The sequence below is a fragment of the Anaerostipes caccae L1-92 genome (assembly GCF_014467075.1).
Classification (GTDB): Bacteria; Bacillota; Clostridia; order Lachnospirales; family Lachnospiraceae; genus Anaerostipes; species Anaerostipes caccae.
The window spans coordinates 3,060,411-3,079,883 of the sequence record NZ_AP023027.1; the positions used below are offsets into that span (position 1 = coordinate 3,060,411).

Annotated in this window: 16 protein-coding genes; 7 read left to right on the plus strand and 9 right to left on the minus strand. The window is 43.8% G+C overall.

Annotation, left to right across the window (positions count from 1 at the left end; all coding sequences use genetic code 11):
* Position 1: 1 nt before the first annotated feature.
* The 6 genes from rpe to ANCC_RS14955 form a co-directional block, all read right to left on the minus strand.
* A complete protein-coding gene (gene rpe, locus ANCC_RS14930) occupies positions 2-658 on the minus strand; it encodes a ribulose-phosphate 3-epimerase (RefSeq protein WP_006566328.1) in 657 nt (218 codons plus the stop codon).
* 92 nt (positions 659-750) lie between these two features.
* Positions 751-2,391 carry a Na/Pi cotransporter family protein gene (locus tag ANCC_RS14935; RefSeq protein WP_006566329.1) on the minus strand — a complete coding sequence of 547 codons (1,641 nt, stop codon included), beginning with the start codon at positions 2,389-2,391 and terminating at the stop codon, positions 751-753.
* Between the two features lie 120 nt (positions 2,392-2,511).
* Complete coding sequence (locus ANCC_RS14940) at positions 2,512-3,594, minus strand: PTS fructose transporter subunit IIC (protein WP_006566330.1); 1,083 nt, start codon at positions 3,592-3,594, stop codon at positions 2,512-2,514.
* A 25-nt stretch (positions 3,595-3,619) separates the two neighbouring features.
* Positions 3,620-3,925, minus strand: coding sequence for a PTS fructose transporter subunit IIB (locus ANCC_RS14945; RefSeq protein WP_039946376.1), 306 nt, complete (start codon positions 3,923-3,925; stop codon positions 3,620-3,622).
* A 13-nt stretch (positions 3,926-3,938) separates the two neighbouring features.
* Positions 3,939-4,388, minus strand: coding sequence for a PTS sugar transporter subunit IIA (locus ANCC_RS14950; protein WP_006566332.1), 450 nt, complete (start codon positions 4,386-4,388; stop codon positions 3,939-3,941).
* A gap of 22 nt (positions 4,389-4,410) precedes the next feature.
* Positions 4,411-5,289, minus strand: a complete 879-nt coding sequence (locus ANCC_RS14955; protein ID WP_006566333.1) for a ketose-bisphosphate aldolase — start codon at positions 5,287-5,289, stop codon at positions 4,411-4,413.
* 305 nt (positions 5,290-5,594) lie between these two features.
* Here ANCC_RS14955 and ANCC_RS14960 point away from each other — a divergent pair, with 305 nt between their 5' ends.
* Genes ANCC_RS14960 through ANCC_RS14980 form a run of 5 tightly spaced genes read left to right on the plus strand, consistent with a single transcriptional unit; the run spans position 5,595 to position 10,300 of the window.
* Positions 5,595-6,791 carry a cupin domain-containing protein gene (locus ANCC_RS14960; RefSeq protein WP_006566335.1) on the plus strand — a complete coding sequence of 399 codons (1,197 nt, stop codon included), beginning with the start codon at positions 5,595-5,597 and terminating at the stop codon, positions 6,789-6,791.
* 15 nt (positions 6,792-6,806) lie between these two features.
* Positions 6,807-7,664, plus strand: a complete 858-nt coding sequence (locus ANCC_RS14965; protein ID WP_006566336.1) for a sugar phosphate isomerase/epimerase family protein — start codon at positions 6,807-6,809, stop codon at positions 7,662-7,664.
* 12 nt (positions 7,665-7,676) lie between these two features.
* Entirely contained in the window at positions 7,677-8,732 is a 1,056-nt protein-coding gene (locus tag ANCC_RS14970) for a dihydroxyacetone kinase subunit DhaK (protein ID WP_006566337.1), read from the plus strand.
* 23 nt (positions 8,733-8,755) lie between these two features.
* Complete coding sequence (gene dhaL / locus ANCC_RS14975; protein WP_039946379.1) at positions 8,756-9,394, plus strand: dihydroxyacetone kinase subunit DhaL; 639 nt, start codon at positions 8,756-8,758, stop codon at positions 9,392-9,394.
* Positions 9,395-9,439: 45 nt separating this feature from the next.
* On the plus strand, positions 9,440-10,300 hold the full coding sequence (locus tag ANCC_RS14980) for a MurR/RpiR family transcriptional regulator (protein ID WP_006566339.1): 861 nt from the start codon (positions 9,440-9,442) through the stop codon (positions 10,298-10,300).
* A 66-nt stretch (positions 10,301-10,366) separates the two neighbouring features.
* Here the strand turns inward: ANCC_RS14980 and nifJ are convergent, their stop codons facing one another.
* Positions 10,367-13,891, minus strand: coding sequence for a pyruvate:ferredoxin (flavodoxin) oxidoreductase (gene nifJ / locus ANCC_RS14985; RefSeq protein WP_006566340.1), 3,525 nt, complete (start codon positions 13,889-13,891; stop codon positions 10,367-10,369).
* A gap of 272 nt (positions 13,892-14,163) precedes the next feature.
* Positions 14,164-15,024: an endolytic transglycosylase MltG gene (gene mltG, locus ANCC_RS14990; RefSeq protein WP_233458291.1), complete on the minus strand. Its 861-nt coding sequence runs from the start codon at positions 15,022-15,024 to the stop codon at positions 14,164-14,166.
* 174 nt (positions 15,025-15,198) lie between these two features.
* Here mltG and ANCC_RS14995 point away from each other — a divergent pair, with 174 nt between their 5' ends.
* Together ANCC_RS14995 and ANCC_RS15000 are read left to right on the plus strand one after the other, a co-directional pair.
* Positions 15,199-15,684: a peptidylprolyl isomerase gene (locus ANCC_RS14995; RefSeq protein WP_006566342.1), complete on the plus strand. Its 486-nt coding sequence runs from the start codon at positions 15,199-15,201 to the stop codon at positions 15,682-15,684.
* A gap of 99 nt (positions 15,685-15,783) precedes the next feature.
* Entirely contained in the window at positions 15,784-16,593 is an 810-nt protein-coding gene (locus tag ANCC_RS15000) for an HAD family hydrolase (RefSeq protein ID WP_006566343.1), read from the plus strand.
* 258 nt (positions 16,594-16,851) lie between these two features.
* Here the strand turns inward: ANCC_RS15000 and clpB are convergent, their stop codons facing one another.
* Positions 16,852-19,434, minus strand: coding sequence for an ATP-dependent chaperone ClpB (gene clpB / locus ANCC_RS15005; protein ID WP_039946381.1), 2,583 nt, complete (start codon positions 19,432-19,434; stop codon positions 16,852-16,854).
* Positions 19,435-19,473: the final 39 nt, after the last annotated feature.

Here is a 19,473-nt window from a genome sequence, read left to right on the forward strand (position 1 = left end):
TCTATACCTCCATTGCTTTAAATAAATTCTTTATATTTTGTTCAATATCTCCGTTGAATACGGCAGATCCGGCTACGAATACATTCGCACCGCAGTCTTTGATATGAGCGATATTATCAGCTGTCACTCCTCCGTCCACCTGAATGTCCACATCGAGTCCTCTGTCTGTAATCATTTTTCTCAGATCCCTGATCTTCTGATCCATTGCTTCTATATAAGACTGTCCTCCGAAACCTGGATTCACCGACATGATAAGTACCATATCAAGATCATCCAGCACATAGTCAAGGACACTCAGCGAAGTTGCAGGATTCAGTGAAACTCCCACTTTGCAGCCTTTCTGCTTGATCTGCTGGATTACACGCCCGAGATGGGTGCACGCCTCTGCATGTACTGTAATATAGTCTGCCCCGCATGCCGCAAATTCATCAATGAATCTGCCCGGCTCCTCTACCATCAGATGGACATCGAATACTTTGTCCGTTGCACTGCGGATGCTCTTGATGACCGGCATTCCAAATGAAATATTGGGAACAAAGTCTCCGTCCATCACATCAATATGAACCCACTGTGCCCCAGCAGCGTCCGCTTTTTTGATATCGTCACCAAGTGTCTTGAAATCTGCCGATAAAATCGACGGCGATAAAATGTATTCCATGCTACCTTCTCCTTTTTTCCTCTAATACACTAACAGTTGTATTATATCATAACTGAAACAAAAAAAGGGAAGAAAAGCTCTTCCCCTTAACACTAAACTTCCTCTGCAATTTCCCTCATAGCTTTGGCCATGTTCCACAGGTGATCACCGATACGCTCAAAATCTACCAGCATTTCGGAATAAATGATACATGCCTCATCATTACATTCTCCCCGTTTCATCCTCATTAGATGACTGTTGTAAAATTCTTGGGTTTTCGTATCCACAAAGCGCTCCATCTCATGGAGATCCTCAAGCCATTTCTTTGTGTCCTCGATCTCTCTCTGAAAATAGCGGAACATGTTGTGGCAGATCTGCTTCATCTCCTTTAACTCTGCTCTTGCCTGACGTGAGAATTTAATCTCTTTTTCTTCGATAATCTTTGTATAGTCACAAATATTTACTGCATGATCCCCGATGCGCTCTATATTTCCTGTCATCTTAAAATACAGACTGATGAGCTCGGAAGTTTTCTCGTTCGTCTCAGATACCATCATCTTTGAAATAATCCCTGAGATCTCTTTATTGAGGTAATCAATATATTCTTCCCTCTCCTCCACTTCCTTCAATTTATGGCTGTTCCCAACCAGAAAAGACTGGAAGCTTTCATCCACATTTTCCTTTGCCATCTCAAGCATCCTGCGGATTTCCTTTCCCACTTCCTCCATGTGGATGGCAGCACCTCCAATTCTGGGGTCCAGCCCTGCATCCCAGCTTCTTAAGTACTTTAGATGCTTCTGCTTTTGTTTTTCTGCCTCCTTTTCCGGCAGAATCTTTACTGCGAGAGATGCCAGCTGATTTCCAAATGGGATCAGAAGAAAGCTTGTGGCAAGATTAAACAGGGTATGCATATTGGCAATCTGTCTCGGAGCATTTCCAGGCGTCCATGCTGCCACGAAATCACTCAGCGGCAGGGTCAGACACACTGTTGTGAAAATGACTGTACCAATAATGTTAAACAGCAGATGAATCACTGTGGTCCGTTTTGCGCTTCTCCCTGTTCCGATAGCCGCAAGAATCGCAGTAATGCATGTTCCTATATTTTGTCCGAATAATACAAACACTGCACTGTTAAACCCGATCAGCCCGCTGGCTGCCAGGGCCTGAAGAATACCTACGGATGCAGAAGATGACTGGATTAATGCCGTAAATCCCGCTCCTGCAAGAATACCGACGATCGGATTCGAGAATTTCGTCATAAGATTAATAAATGCAGGTGCATCTCTAAGCGGCATCATCGCTGTACTCATCATATCCATACCGATAAACAGGACGCCCAGCCCGGCAATGATCTGTCCTATGTACTGAATCTTGGGTTTTTTCAGAAACAATACCATTGCTACCCCGGCAAATGCAAAGATCGGTGCCATAGCTCCTACATCAAGTGCGATCAGCTGTCCGGTAATGGTTGTCCCGATATTGGCTCCCATAATGATCCAAACCGCCTGATTGAGCGTCATCAGTCCGGAATTTACAAATCCCACAACCATGACCGTTGTAGCCGAAGATGATTGAATGACAGCCGTGATGCCCGCACCTACAGCTACTCCCAGAAATCGGTTGGATGTCAGTTTCTCCAAGATACGTTTCATCCGGTTTCCCGCGGCCGCCTCAAGTCCCGCACCCATCATCTGCATTCCGTACAGGAACAGGGCAAGTCCCCCAAGCAGGCCCATTACAATCGTTGTATTCATATTTTAATTCTCCTTTGTCTCACATAAATTTCTATAAAATTTAACAGCAATTTTATTTTACATGATTTTCGTGGAGAATTATGTTAAATCCTTGTAAAATCAAGGTTAAACTTTATTTGGCTAACTGATCTTTAATGATGACAAATCAATTTCTTTTTCTTCAATTTCAACATTTCCTTTGACAGGTTTTCTTTTAAGGAACTGAAGCAGTACCGCGAATACACAGGAACCGATTAATAATGCCAAAAGCCAGTATTGCGGATGGTTAAATCCCGGAAGTGCAAAGAGCCCTCCCGTGGGAACCTTGGATGTAACGTTCAAAGCCGCACATACAGCACCGCCCACGCCGGCACCTACACCGGTACAAATTGTAATCCGAATCAAGTCATTTAAAATGATGGGATAAGATCCCTCTGTTATCATACAGCACCCCATGACAAATGCTGATTTCAAGTTGTCCACTTCTTCCTTAGAAAAAATATCTTTCTTCATGATCTTAGATAAGAAATATCCAATCGTCAGGCCAAACGGCGCTATCATTGATGCCTGCATCAAAATCGCAATGGGTCCACCGATTCCCTCTGCCATAACACCGCATGCAAAAACAAACACAACTTTGTTGATCGGGCCGCCGTAATCAACTGCCGACAATATTCCAACCAATATTCCAAACGGGATGATCATTCCCGCATTGGTCTGCATATTCACCAAAAGATTTGTAATCGCATTGGTCAGCGCATTGATCGGAATTCCGATCACATATTTCATGACCAGCCCTACCACCAGGGATCCGATCAGAGGAAGGATTAACTGAGGCAACAACCCTGCAACCCATCTGGGTACTTTCATAACCTTTAACAGATAAACGGTTAGATATCCAACCAGATAACCACTGACCAGCCCTCCTAAAAAACCAAATCCCGCATCTTTACAGAGCAGTCCAAGGATGATACCGGGAGCAATACCGGCTTTATCTGCTATACTAAAAGATATCCCTGTGGAAATAACGATTGGAAGAAATCCCAGTGCAGTTCCGCCGATAGTTGTCAAAAAGTCAGGGAAAGCAAGCTGTTTTGTAAAGTCTTCTACAGAGTTTCCTCCTGCAATGTTACCGATCACCATCAGCATACCTGCAGTACATACAAATGGGATCAGATATGAAATTGCCGTGAGCATATGTTTTTTTATTTGCAATTCTTTCATATTATATATCTCCTTCTATGATATTTTATACAAGCTCCTCTATCTTTTCTATTAATTTATTCGGAGACATAACCACTGTCTCTGTAGGCACTTCTACCACCTTTTTTCCCTCAAACCGATCTTTCCCGGAAATGCTTACGTCCGTTGCCAGAATGACGACATCAGCTGTTTCAATCTCCCCGGAACTTAACGCATCCTCAACTCCGATCACCCCTTGTGTTTCCATGTGAATCTTGTGCCCTCTCTTTCGGGCAGCATTCTCAAGCTTTTCTTTGGCAATATATGTATGGGCGATTCCAGCCGTACATGCCGCTACTCCAACAATGTTCATAGGTGCTCCTTTCTTATTCAAATATCGTTTTGATCTCTTCAACAGAACCTGCATTTAAGAGTTTTTCAACAACTTCGTCATTTCCCAGTTTTCCTGCTACTTGTGCAAGCAGTTTTAAATGCTGCATAGCATTCTCATTATCAGTTCCAACTGCGAACAAAAAGATGACTCTGACTCCTCTTCCATCATTGGTTTCCCACTCAATCTCATTCTGAAGCTTTACGATGGCGATCCCAACTTTCGATACGGACGGACTTTTTCCATGGGGGATGGCCACATAATTCCCAATCCCTGTACAACCCAGACTTTCTCTTTGCATAACATCTGCAATAAATCCGGCTGCATCATCAACATATCCTGCCTTTTGCAGCATTTCTGTCATTTTTTCCAGCGCATCTTCCTTATTGACTGCGAAAAGATCGGAACGGATCACTCTGTCGTCTAAAACACTCTTAATATCCATGGCTTCTTCCTTTCAAAAAAGATTATAATTTGTAATATTTCATTTTATCCGCATCATCAAACAAGTCGATTTTTTGATTTACAACCTTCTTCATGGCAGCAATACTTTCTACATACAGATCGAAAGGTTCTCTGATGACAGCATCATCCGCCAAAGTTTTTCTTGTCTGCTGATAAAAAGCATCTTTAATATCAGAAGATATATTAATTTTATTTACTCCCCGTTTTACTGCTTCTGCAATTTCTGAATCCGGGTTTGCTGAACCTCCGTGAAGTACCAATGGAATAGAAACTATATTTTTGATCTCCGTCAGCAATTTCTGCTCCAAGTGTGGCACAAAATTTTTCGGATAAATGCCATGAGCCGTACCAATTGCAATGGCCAGAGTATCGCATCCTGTTTCCTCAACAAATTTCTTTGCGTCTTTCGGCTGTGTAAATACGATCTCTTTTGCTCCGATCTCACGGTTTCCTGAATCCTCTTTGATATCCCCGATGGTTCCAAGCTCAGCTTCTACAGATACGCCTAACGGGTGGGCGACTTTAATCACCTCTTTTGTAATGGAAATATTATCTTCAAATGATTTGCTTGATGCATCAATCATAACAGAAGTAAATCCACAGCGGATAGCTCTCTGTACTTGCTCCATCGTCTCCCCGTGATCTAAATGGATACACATAGGAACACGGGATTTGTTAGCCTTGTCCTTACACATTTCAATAAAGCTGTCGCCCTGAAATTCCAATTCATTCGGATGAATCGCCAGAATAACGGGCGCCTGCTTTTCCTCACAGCATTCAACAACTGCGTTCAAAATCTGTCCGGTACCAATATTAAATGCCGGTACAGCGAAATTCTTTTCATTCGCGACTGCCAATAAATCTTTCATGTTCAATAACATAATGAAATCTCCTTTTAAATTTAATGGATGTTTTAGCTACTCTTCACAAAGGAATTTTATAGATACATCTTGCCCTTGTTAATTTTGATATTATTATATTAACTTTTCTTATGATGTTTGTCAATCATTTCATGAAATATTATTTTGTATTTTTCGTTTTTCTATATACAAATTGCAAAAAATATGCTAATATTCATTTAAATTTAGGATTTTATGAAATATTATTTCTTATATAGAAAATATTATTTCTTATACATCCTTTATTTGGTTAATATCACTTTAAATATATTAAGGAGGTAATGAGAATGTCAACAATTAAGAAAGTATTTGAAGCGGGAAAAGGTATTTTACAGCTTACACCAACCTGGGTGCCAAGGGGATTCAACGAACCAGGACACAGGCTTCGCCTTCATCCCGATGACTATTATGCACTTGGCATGAGCCGGGGAGGAATCTGCGAACGCTGGCTCGGTTCCATAACAAAGGCTCTCAATGGTCCTGAGACCGGAGAGACAGAAGGCATGAGCTACGTGCTTGCAGATAAAAAAACAGAAGAAAAAATACTTCTCTCAGAGTTTGTAGAGGAGTTGGGTTCTTCTCTGATCGGGGAAACATTGATGGAAAAGTACGGAACCTGGCCTGTCTTTGCAAAATTGTATGACTATGACAAGCCTCTATTCCACCATCTCCATTTGACAGAAGAGCGCGCAAATAAAATCGGAATGCACGGAAAGCCGGAAGCCTACTACTTCCCGCCGCAATATAACGCTTCTTATCTGGGAAGATTTCCTCTGACTTATTTTGGTTTTGATCCGTCCACAACCAAAGAGGATGTTATGGAATGCCTGAAAAATTATGACATAAAAGACACAAGAATCACAGAACTTTCCAGAGCCTACCGCGTTAAGTTAGGAACAGGATGGTATACTCCGGCCGGTATTATCCATGCCCCGGCCTCTGTGGTAACCTTTGAACCCCAGTGGAACAGTGATGTAAATACTATTATGGAAAATGTAACTATGGGTGAAGTAAACCCGCATAATCTTCTGACCGACTGCGCTCCGAAAGAAGAAAAAAATGACCTGGATGCTATTTTTGCTCAGATCGACTGGGAGGAAAGCACACGCCCTGATTATAAAGAAACCTACTTCCGTTTGCCGAAAATCAAGACAGAATCAAATAAAGCTATTGAAAAGTGGGTTGCCTATGCAAATGATTTTGTCGCTGCGAAAGAAGTCACCATACTCCCCGGACAAACTTATACTATCACTGATCAGGCTGCATACGGTGCTGTGATCACACAGGGCCACGGAACTTTCGGCTGTTTTGAATGCGAGGCTCCGGGGCTGCTCCATTTTGACGATATTTCCGGTGATGAATTTTTTGTTTCTGAAAAAGCCGCAAAAAAAGGCGTTATGGTTAAAAACACCAGTTCTTATGAATCTCTAGTAATTCTTCAGAACTATGCAAATAACAATCCTGAAGTACCAGCCAGCATCTAACTGAAAGGAGCTCTTATGAAAAATAAATTCGGAGTTGACAGTTTTATTTGGACTGAATCCTTTTCTAAAAAAGATTTATGGATCATCCCCAAGGCAAAAGAACTGGGATTTGAAGTCATCGACTTTGCGATCTCCAACCCATTCACATTCCCTGTAGAGAAAGTGAAGGCAGAGCTAGAGAGAGTGGGAATCGACTGTGTCTGCACTACCACGCTGACACCTGAAACCAATCCGATTTCTCCGGATGCCGAGATCCGTGCGGCAGGCGTAAAAGCCATGAAAAAATGTGTGGATATCTGCAACGAACTGGGTGCACCGATCTTAGGCGGTGTAAATTATGCAGGCTGGGGATATCTGACGAAGAAGCCAAGGACCGAGGAAGAGTGGAACTGGGGCGTAGAGTGCATGAGGGAAGTTGCCGAGTACGCAAAGCAAACCGGAGATGTTACCATCTGTGTGGAATGTGTCAACAGATTTGAAACCCACTTCTTAAACATTGCGGAAGATGCAGTGGCCTTCTGTAAGGATGTTGGAACAGGAAATGTCAAGGTTCATCTCGACTGCTTCCATATGATCAGAGAAGAAAAGAGCTTTGCAGGGGCAGTAAAGACCTGCGGCAAAGAATATCTCGGATACATTCATGTCAATGAAAACGACAGAGGTATTCCTGGAACAGGGCTTGTACCGTTTAAAGAATTTTTCAATGCATTAGTAGAGATCGGGTATGACGGACCTTTGGTGATCGAATCTTTTGATCCGAGCTTTGAAGAACTGTCCGGCAACTGTGCGATCTGGAGAAAACTTGCCGATACTGGAGAAGAACTTGCGATTGAAGGGCTGAAAAATCTGAAAGCCATCGCTGCTGAGATATAGGAGGGAGAACAGATGAATCGAATTGTAAACAATCCTGATTACGCTGTTGAGGATATGCTGAAAGGATTTGTAAAGACACATAAAGATATTGTGGCACCTACGGAAGATCCTCGTGTCCTGAAATATAAGGATGCACCAGTGGAAGGAAAGGTAGGAATCGTCACCGGGGGTGGCTCCGGGCATAAACCTGCATTCATCGGTTATATCGGTAAGAATATGTGTGATGCAGTAGCCGTGGGAGAAATTTTCTCATCACCGACTGCAAAGGCTTTCTTAGATGCCATGAAAGAGGCTGATTCCGGAAAAGGTGTTGCGTGCCTTTACGGAAACTATGCAGGCGATAACATGAACGTCAAGATGGCTATGAGAAAAGCAAAGAAGCTTGGAATTGAAGTAAAGACTGTTGTGGCAAATGATGACTGTGCGTCTGCACCGAAAGATGAACTGGAAAAACGCCGCGGTGTTGCGGGCGAAGTGCTCATGTGGAAAGTCGGGGGAGCGAAGGCTTCTATGGGTGCTGATCTGGACGGAGTCATCGCAGCGGCACAGAAAGCGATCGACAACACGAGATCCGTAGGAATCGGAACTGCACCGTGTACCATCCCTGCTGTGGGGCATCCGAACTTTGAGATCAAGGACGGAACGATGGAAGTTGGAATCGGACACCACGGGGAGCCGGGAATCAATGTACAGCCATTAAAGACTGCAAGTGAGATCGCAGACGAGATGCTGGATATTATCCTTCCGGACCTGCCGTTTGCAGAGGGAGACGAAGTGGTAGTGCTTCTGTCAGGCCTGGGGGCAACTCCGGTGATGGAACAGTACATCGTCTATGACCGTGTGGAAGAAGTTCTCGCAGAAAAAGGAATCAGTGTTCACAAGGCATATGTGGGTAATTACTTTACTTCCCTTGAGATGATGGGTGTGACACTTACTGTGATGAAGCTTGACGATGAACTGAAGGAATGCATCGACATGCCCTGCGACTCTGTCGGTTTAAAACAGCTGCAGGGAACTGACATGAGAATCCAGAATGAACTGTACAGCTATTCCTGTTGGCGAGGATAAGAATGATAATAAGGAGAAAGATTATGTCAAGTTTTAAAAATGCAGATGCAGGCGTTATCGTCGATCATTTAATCAAGACGATCCAGGAACAAAGAGACTATTTAAGCGAGATTGACGGAAAGATTGGTGACGGGGATCACGGCATCAATATGAACAAAGGGTTTACCATGTGTGGTGATAAACTGAAAGGCCAGACCTATAACATGAGCCAAGGCCTGTGTACTCTTGGAGAGACTCTGCTGGAGGACATTGGAGGTTCCATGGGGCCGCTATACGGACTTTTATTTGATGAGCTTTCTGCGGCAAGCGAAGATAAAGAGGAGATTGATGCAGAGATATTCGGAGAGATGATCACCGGAGCCGTGGAAGGAATCCAGGAAATCAGCCCGGCAAAGCCTGGAGACAAGACTCTTCTTGATACTCTGATTCCTGCAAAAGAAGCCTTCATGGCAGAAAAAGAAGCAGGGAAAGATTTTTCTGAATGTCTGGATGCCATGAGGAATGCCGCTAAAAAAGGATGGGAATCCACCAAAAACATGACAGCTAAAATCGGACGGGCAAGCCGTCTGGGAGAGCGAAGCCGCGGTGTTCTTGATGCAGGCGCAACCAGCTGCTATTTTATTTTGGATTGTCTTGCGTCTTCTATCCAGTCTATACTATAATTAGCTTATATGCATGGCAGTCCACCAACAACGAAAGGAGGTTGTATGTCAAGCGAAACCAATGTTTTAGACAGCATCGACAACCTTTATCAACAGTTATTTTCAAAGGAGAAGCAAATTGCCGACTATATAAAAGACCACCCGGATGAAGTTGTCATGATGAACGTGTCCCAACTTGCCAAAGCCAGCGGCACCAGCGAGGCAACGGTTGTAAGAACCTGCAAACATCTGGGGTATCAGGGATACTATCAGCTGCGTTTAATTTTATCCAGAGATATTGGCACAAAATCCAATGATATTGGCATTGATGCAGATACGGACTTTGTTTCTTATACGTTTGAGCGCAATATTCAAAACTTAAGAAACCTCTCATCCAATCTGTCCAAAGATGTACTGCTGCAATGTGCTCTTATATTGCTTAAAGCTCCTGCGGTTCATATCATCGCCACAGGAAACACGACACCGATTGCGTTGGATTTAAGTTTTCGGCTTTCCCGGTTTGGTGTTCAGTCTTTTAGCAGTTCCATTTCCGAGTACTACTTGAACAATGTCAGCCTCGGCAGCAAAGAAGACGTTGTGATCGCAATTTCCGGTTCCGGAACTTCAAAACAAGTGCTTCAGGCTGCTGATATCGCAAAAGATATCGGAATGACGATCATATCGATTACCTCGGACAGTGACTCACCTTTGGCAAGGGTCTCTGATCATATTCTGTCCAGCAGCGAAGAACACCCTTTGTTCAATGAGACAAAAGAACCTTTATCACATTTATGTTCTATGGCCATATGTGATACGCTCCTCTATGCGGTCAAAATATGTTTATTGACGCAGACTCCAAAACCTTCCCCCAATCTCAAAAAGAGAACGGATGAGATGGAAGTTTACTTATCAACAACAAAATTGTAGAATAAAAAAAGAAGCCGGGATACTGTTGATCAGTGTCCCGGTTTCTTCGTCTTTGCTAAAGATATTTTATTTATCTGCTAATTCTTTCAAACGAGCATATTTTTCTTTTGCATTCTCTTCAGCCTGTTTAAACAATTCTTTTGCTCTCTCAGGGTTCTGACGAGCCAATGCGTTGTAGCGAACTTCTCCCATGATGAAGTCGTTGTACTCTGTTGTAGGCTCTTTAGAATCTAAGGAGAATGGATTCTTTCCTTCTTCAGCTAATTCAGGGTTGAAACGGAATAAGTTCCAGTATCCTGATGTAACTGCTTTCTTCTCTTCAGACTGAGCAATGCTCATACCGCCCTTGATACCATGGTTGATACATGGAGCGTAAGCAATGATCAGTGAAGGTCCCGGATAAGCTTCTGCCTCTGCGATTGCTTTGACTGTCTGATTGTAATCAGCACCCATAGAAATCTGAGCAACATATACATATCCGTAGCTCATTGCGATTGCCGCAAGGTCTTTCTTCTTCACAGCTTTACCTGCTGCTGCGAACTGAGCGATCGCTCCTGCCGGCGTAGCTTTGGATGCCTGACCACCGGTGTTAGAGTAAACTTCTGTATCGAATACAAAGATGTTAACATCCTCGCCGCTTGCAAGAACGTGGTCAACACCACCGAATCCGATGTCGTAAGCCCATCCGTCACCGCCGAAGATCCACTGAGATTTCTTAGATAAGTAATCTTTCATCTTAAGGATCTCTTTGCCTTCATCACATCCGCATGCCTCTAACGCTGCAACTAACTTCTTGGTAGCCGCTCCGTTTTTCTTGCCGTCTGTGTAAGTGTCTAAATACTCTGCTGCAGCTGCTTTTACATCTGCATTTTCTGCTGTTTCTGCCAGGGCAGCTACTTTTTCTTTTGTCTGCTCTCTCAGTGTAGTCTGTCCTGTGAACATACCTAAACCGAACTCAGCATTGTCTTCAAACAGAGAGTTTGACCAAGCCGGTCCCTGTCCTTCTCTGTTCACTGTGTAAGGTGTTGCCGGAGAAGAACCGCCCCAGATAGAAGAACATCCTGTTGCGTTGGCAATGTACATTCTCTCACCGAATAACTGAGTGATCAGTTTCGCATATGGTGTCTCTCCACATCCTGCACAAGCTCCGGAGAACTCAAGGAGAGGTTTCTTGAACTGGCTTCCCTTAACAGATTCCGGTTTAAACTTGTCAAAGATATCTTCTTTGATCGGTAAAGACTGTCCGTAATTGTAAACTTCCTGCTGATCTTTCATGCTGTCTAAGGATACCATAGTAAGGGCTTTTTCGCCTTTCTTTCCTGGGCAGACATTTGCACAGGAACCACATCCTGTACAGTCAAGAACAGTGGTTGTCATAACAAATTTATAATCCGGCATTCCGGTCATCGGAAGAGATTTTGTAGCTTCCGGTGCTGCTGCCAGTTCTTCTTCTGTCATCGCTACCGGACGGATGACTGCATGAGGACATACATAAGCACAGAAGTTACACTGGATACAGTTGTCCGGATTCCATGTAGGAACGTCTACTGCAACTCCACGTTTTTCGTATGCTGCAGATCCCTGAGGCATATGTCCGTCAGCGTAAGGAACTAAGTCGCTTACCTTTAAGGAGTTACCGATCTGGCCGTTGACAGCATTCTGGATATTGTTAACGTAATCAACAAGATCTTTTCTGTCCCCGGATACTGGGTGCAGTAAGCTTTCTTCACCGCAGTCAGCCCATTCAGCTGGAACTGGTACTTCTACAACGCTCTTAGCGCCAGCTTCGATCGCATCATGGTTCATCTTAACGATATGGTCACCCTTCTTGCTGTATGAAGCGGTAGCTGCGTCCTTCATGTACTGGATTGCGTCTGCTTCCGGAATGATTCCTGATAACTTGAAGAATGCAGACTGAAGAACTGTATTGATACGTCCGCCGAGTCCGATTTCTTTACCGATCTTGATACCATCAATCACATAGAATTTGATGTTATGTTTTGCCATGTAGGCTTTTACCTGTCCCGGAAGGTGATCTCCGATCTCTTCTACCGGCCAGCTGCAGTTAAGCAGGAATGTACCGCCGTCTTTTAAGTCCTGAACCATGTTGTATTTTGTCATGTACGGAGCACAGTGACAAGCTACAAAGTCAGCTTTGTTGATCAGGTATGTTGCTTTGATTGGGTCATCACCGAAACGTAAGTGGGAAATTGTAACACCGCCTGATTTCTTAGAATCATAATCAAAGTATGCCTGAGCATATTTATCTGTATGATCACCGATGATCTTGATAGAGTTCTTGTTGGCACCAACAGTACCGTCTGCTCCAAGTCCCCAGAACTTACAGCTTACTGTACTTTCCGGTGTAGAAGAAACAGCTTCTCCTCTTTCAAGAGATAAGTTTGTCACATCATCATTGATCGCAACTGTGAATTCTTTCTTGTCTTTGTTGTTGAATACAGAGATGATATCAGCAGGAGTTGTATCTTTGGAACCTAATCCGTAACGTCCTCCGTTGATTGTCACCTGTTCGAATTTTGTTCCTCTTAATGCAGAAACAACATCTAAGTATAATGGCTCTCCAAGAGATCCCGGTTCTTTTGTTCTGTCTAAAACGTTGATTGTCTTAACAGTTTCCGGAATCACTTCCACTAATTTTTCAGCTACGAACGGTCTGTAAAGTCTTACTTTAACGACACCGACTTTTTCGCCTTTTGCTGTTAAGTAATCGATAGTCTCATCGATGGTCTCACATACAGATCCCATAGCGATGATCACAGATTCAGCGTCAGCAGCTCCGTAGTAGTTGAATAATTTGTAATCTGTACCGATCTTAGCATTTACCTGGTTCATGTAATCTTCAACGATCGCCGGGAATGCATCGTAGTATTTGTTGCATGCTTCTCTTGCCTGGAAGAAAATGTCTGGGTTCTGAGCAGATCCACGAAGAACCGGATGTTCTGGATTCAATGCGTTTGCTCTGAATTTTTCAAGTGCTTCGTAATCTACCATATCTGCAAGATCTTCGTTGTCCCACATTTCAATCTTCTGGATCTCATGTGATGTTCTGAATCCATCGAAGAAATGTAATACAGGAACACTTCCCTTGATTGTAGATAAATGAGCAACAGCGCCTAAGTCCATGACTTCCTGAACGCTGGAGCTGCAAAGCATTGCAAAACCTGTCTGGCGACAAGCGTAAACGTCAGAGTGATCACCAAAGATATTCAGTGCATGAGATGCGATTGCACGTGCAGATACATCAAATACACAAGGCATTAATTCACCTGCGATCTTGTACATATTCGGGATCATAAGCAGTAATCCCTGAGATGCAGTGTAAGTCGTTGTCAGTGCACCTGCTGCAAGAGAACCGTGTACTGTTCCTGCTGCTCCGGCTTCAGACTGCATTTCAACTAATTTTACAGGATGTCCAAAAATGTTTTTCTTTCCCTGTGTTGCCCACTGGTCTGTTGATTCTGCCATTGGTGAGGATGGTGTGATCGGATAGATTGCAGCTGTCTCAGTAAACGCATATGATACGTGTGCTGCGGCTGTGTTACCATCCATGGTTTTCATTTTTCTTGCCATGTTTCTTCCTCCTAAAAATCTTGTGTAAATATTAACAATCTACACTTAAGTTTTTCCCTTCTCCTTACAGAGGAGACAGGATGTTATCACAACAACGGGACCGTTGTTTAGAACAAAATAAAACTGTATACAATCATGCATACAGCCTTATTTTACATCATTAGAACGGGTTTTTAAAGGATTTTAACTAAATTTCTTCGTATTTTTTTTAGTACTTTATGAATCTTTTTTTCCAGAAAAAATCTTGTCCAAAAAATAACAGTGTCTTTTGTCTATTTTGCCTGATTTTTTAGAGATTCTTCGTGCTGACTGAAGGTTTCTGAGAAAATATGAGTTCCCTTTCCGGTCTTATCTGTATGGTAATAGAGATAAGAATGTTTCTGTGGAGAAACTGCCGCCTTCAAAGCATTGATCCCCGGATTGCAGATCGGTCCCGCCGGGAGCCCCTGATTTTTGTACGTATTATATGGAGAATCCACTTCCAGGTCTTTATACAGCGTTCTTTTCTTATTATATTTCCCTTTTGTAAGAGGATAGAGCACGGTTGCATCGATCTGGAGCTTCATTTTTTTGTCCAGGCGATTGTAGATCACACCGGAAATCTTGGCATACTCAGCATCCACCTTAGCTTCTCTCTCAACAACAGACGCAAGAGTCACGATTTCATACGGGGTGAGACCGGTCTTTTTTTCTTTGGATATCTGCTCCCATTTGGTATTAAAATTGTTAAGCATCATAGCCACGATCTTTTTGGCATCGGTATGCTTGTATACCTCATAAGTATCGGGAAATAAAAATCCCTGCAGTTTATAGCTTACCTGTGCCTTTTTTGGCACCGATTCCAGCCATTCATAAGAATAACCGTCGAGATCACCGGCCGCCTTCAAAAAATCTTCAGCCTTACAGATATCTTTCTGTTCAAATTTCTTCGCCGCAAGTTCTGCCGTATAGCCCTCCGGTATCGTGATCCTGACCGTCCGCTCTTCCTGTTTTTTTCTCGCGGCCAGTTCCCGCTCTTCTTGTTTCACTTTGAACATCCAGCAGGCCGCACCCAGTGCAGCAATGACCAGAACCAGCAGCAAAATCCATAGTTTTTTTGATTTCTTTTTCTTTTCGTAAAAACTTAACCCCATAAATTCCTCCATAATTCGACACTGATTATCTCTCATTATACTGATATTGTTCTGAAATACCACCCTTTTTATTAGATTTTTTTAATATTTTTAATACATTTGTAACTTCATTGACATTCTTTTGGTTTCCTATATAATCAGTTATATAGGAAGATATAGAAAGGAATAGGAATTATGGCAAACCCAATCGTAACAATTACAATGGAAAACGGAGATACGATCAAGGCAGAATTGTATCCGGATATCGCTCCGATCACAGTAGAAAACTTTGTGAAGCTGGTGAAGGAAGGTTTTTATGACGGGCTCACATTCCACCGCATTATTTCCGGATTTATGATCCAGGGAGGATGTCCGAACGGAAACGGAACCGGAGGACCAGGACACACCATCAAAGGTGAGTTCAGCATGAACGGAGTAAAGAATGACTTAAAACACACGCCGGGCGTGTTATCCATGGCAAGATCAATGGCTCCGGATTCTGCCGGTTCTCAGTTCTTCATCATGCACAAAACATCTCCGCATCTGGACGGACAATATGCCGCATTCGGACAGGTTATCGAGGGCATGGATGTCGTCAATAAACTCGCTGAGGTGGCAACGGACTACTCTGACGCGCCGTTGGAAAAACAGGTTATGAAATCTGTGACCGTAGAAGAATAAAATATTAGAAGACTTACTTGAAATGCTTAGGACACCGTGCGGTTCTAAGCATTTCTTTTGGCACAGTAAAGATAATACATCAGACAGGGAGGAACACTTTTGGAACATAAATATTTATTTTTCGATGTGGATGAGACTTTATACAGCAACAAAACCGGTCAGATCCCGCCGAGTGCAGCCAAGGCATTAAAGCAGGCCCAGACGAACGGCCATAAAATCTTTTTGAATACTGGAAGGCCTTATGCATATATAGGGAATGACTTCTTTTCCCTGGATTTCGACGGCTACCTCTGCGGCAACGGCACCGATCTGCGCTACAGGGGAGATATCCTATACCACCGTGAGCTTCCGAAAGATATCCAATCCCGGATCATAGAGTTATGCCGCATCCACAACATCCGTGCCTGTCTGGAAGGAAGCCGCTGTTCCTATTACACTGACGATGATACCTCGTTCCATCCCTATTACGCTTCTATGATCCAGGTATGCAGAAGTTCTGACGGCATGGTGATCGAATTTAACTGGGACAATGTAAAATCTTTTGATAAACTGGTGTGCTTTTCCAGCCCGGATACGCCTCAGAATATGGCCGCCTTTATTGAAGATGTTCACTCCCTGGACTTTCCGTTCAAGTGCATCAAAAATGGTGAAGATTTTTATGAAGTTATCCCGGAAGGCACATCTAAAGGAACTGCCATTACTTTTATTGCGGAACACTTTAACATCCCGATCGATGACTGCTATGCGTTCGGAGATGCCCCTAACGATCTGCCCATGTTTGAAGCCGCAGGACACGGCATCGCTCTCGGGAATGCATATGACTGTGTAAAAGATGCAGCAGAGTATGTAACAACCGACATTGACGCACATGGAATTTGGAATGGGCTGGACCATTATGGTTTTTTGTAAACGGAGAATTTTGAATAGAGAATCTTCAGCGAAATCTCCGAAACCTCTTACAAAAATACCAAAAAAACAGCATAGTATAAGTAAAGAAAGGAGCATATCGCCCACTGAGGTGGTTAGCCTCCGGTTTGTGCATAAGCCTACCCAGACCGACAAGTTCAAGGTAGGCTTATTTATTTACGCTTGTTTTTCCTATCTATGCAGGCAAGCAGTGTTGCAATAAAAAGGCTGTTGTTCAAAACAGCCTTTTTATATATCTTCTTATTTCACCCTTGCCGTCAGTTCCCCGTTTTGTTCATCAATCAGGATCGTATCTTCCATATTGACCCCATCACCTAAGATCAGCCTTGCAGCCAATGTTTCCACGCTCTTCTGCAGATACCTCTTTAACGGTCTGGCACCATACATCGGGTCATATCCGTTGTCCGCCACAAAGATTTTCGCTGCCGGTGTGAGCTCTACGGCAAGCTCTTTGTCACTGAGACGTTTATTCAAATCTGCAACTAACAGGTCAATAATGTTCGTAATGTTTTCCTTCGTCAGCGGTTTAAACAGGATCATCTCATCCAGACGATTTAAGAATTCCGGCCTGAAATGGTTCTTTAAGTCTGCCATCACCATGTCTTCCGCCTCTTTTGTAATATTACCGGATTGGTCGATGCCTTCCAGCAGATAGGTGGAACCAATGTTGGATGTCATGATAAGGATCGTATTTTTAAAGTCCACGGTCCTTCCCTTGGAATCTGTGATCCTTCCGTCATCCAGCACTTGGAGAAGGATATTGAACACATCCGGATGAGCTTTCTCCACCTCATCAAACAGTACAACAGAGTAAGGTTTTCTTCTGACTGCTTCCGTCAGCTGTCCGCCCTCCTCATATCCTACATATCCCGGAGGCGCTCCGATCAGACGGGCTACGGAGTGTTTCTCCATATATTCGCTCATATCGATACGGACAATATTCTGTTCGTTGTCGAATAGGCTCTCTGCCAGTGCCTTGGCAAGCTCCGTCTTTCCTACACCCGTCGGCCCAAGGAACAGGAAAGAACCAATCGGCTTGCTCGGGTCTTTGATCCCCGCCTTGGAACGGATGATAGAGTCCGTCACAAGCTGCACTGCATTGTCCTGCCCCACAACTCTCTTGTGAAGGATCTCATCCAGATGGAGTGTCTTATTTCTCTCACTCTCTGTAAGCTTTGCCACAGGAATTCCCGTCCAGCGGGAAATGATCTTGGCGATCTCTTCGTCTGTGACGCTTTCCCTGACCATAGAGCGGTCCTCTTTCCGTACTTTCTCTTCTTCCTCTTCTAGCTGTTTTTTCAACTCCGGAAGACGCCCGTACTGGAGTTCCGCAGCCTTATTCAAATCATAATTTCTCTGTGCGATCTGTATTTCGTTGTTTACAGATTCAATCTCTTCTCTCAGTTTGGAAACCCTCTCCACGGAAGACTTTTCATTCTCCCATGTGGCCTTCTTGGCATTGAAATCTTCCCTCATCTCTGCCAATTCTCTCTGAAGTTCCAGGAGGCGTTCTCTGCTCAGATTATCGTCTTCCTTCTTCAGTGCCGCTTCCTCAATTTCCAGCTGCATGATCTTCCTCTGAACCTCATCCAGTTCTGAAGGAAGGGAATTCATTTCTGTCTTAATCATGGCACATGCCTCATCCACCAGGTCAATGGCTTTATCCGGAAGAAAACGGTCCGTGATATAGCGGTTTGACAGGGTCGCAGCAGCCACCAAAGATCCATCTGTGATTTTTACTCCGTGGAAAACCTCGTAGCGCTCTTTGATACCTCTCAAGATAGAAATCGTATCTTCCACGGTAGGCTCATCCACCATGACCGGCTGGAACCTTCTCTCCAGAGCCGCATCTTTTTCAATATACTGACGGTACTCATCCAGAGTCGTCGCTCCGATACAGTGAAGCTCTCCTCTGGCCAGCATCGGCTTCAGCATATTGCCTGCATCCATGGAGCCCTCTGTTTTTCCCGCTCCCACGATCGTGTGCAGCTCATCAATGAACAGGATAATCTGTCCCTCGCTCTTTTTCACTTCTTCGAGAACCGCTTTCAGTCGTTCTTCAAATTCTCCTCTGTATTTGGCGCCTGCCACAAGAGATCCCATATCCAGTGAGAAAATCGTCTTGTCCTTTAACTGTTCCGGCACATCCCCCCGGACGATCCTCTGGGCAAGTCCCTCTACGACCGCAGTTTTACCAACACCGGGCTCTCCGATGAGCACTGGATTATTCTTGCTTTTCCTTGAAAGAATACGGACAACATTCCGGATCTCGCTGTCTCTTCCGATCACAGGGTCCAGTTTCTGCTCTCTGGCACGCTTCACCAGATCGTATCCGTATTTCTCCAGCGTATCATAGGTTGCCTCGGGATTGTCCGTGGTTACCTTCTTATCTCCCCTTACTTCGGACAAAACCTCCAGGAAACGGTCTCTGGTGATTCCATAACCTCTGAACAGTTCTTTCACTGCATTGTTCGGCTTTTTGATCATAGCAAGAAACAGATGCTCCACAGAGACATACTCGTCTCCCATGGCCTTCATCTCATCTTCCCCTGCCAGCAGTACCTGATTCAGCGCCTGGCTCATGTAGACCTGTCCGCCGGAAACCTTCGGTTTCTTCTGGAGCAGCTGCTGTGCCTGGCTTAAAAAAGAATCTTTATTGACATTCATCTTCTCCAAAAGGCTAAGAATCAAACTATCTTCTATGGTCAGCAGACTATATAATAAATGTTCCTGGTCAATTTCCTGGTTTTGGCAGTCATAAGCAATCTTTTCACACTGATTTACTGCTTCGACTGACTTTTGAGTAAACTTATTAATATTCATCTTCACTCCTCCAATCTTATTTGTTCTATATCTAGTATA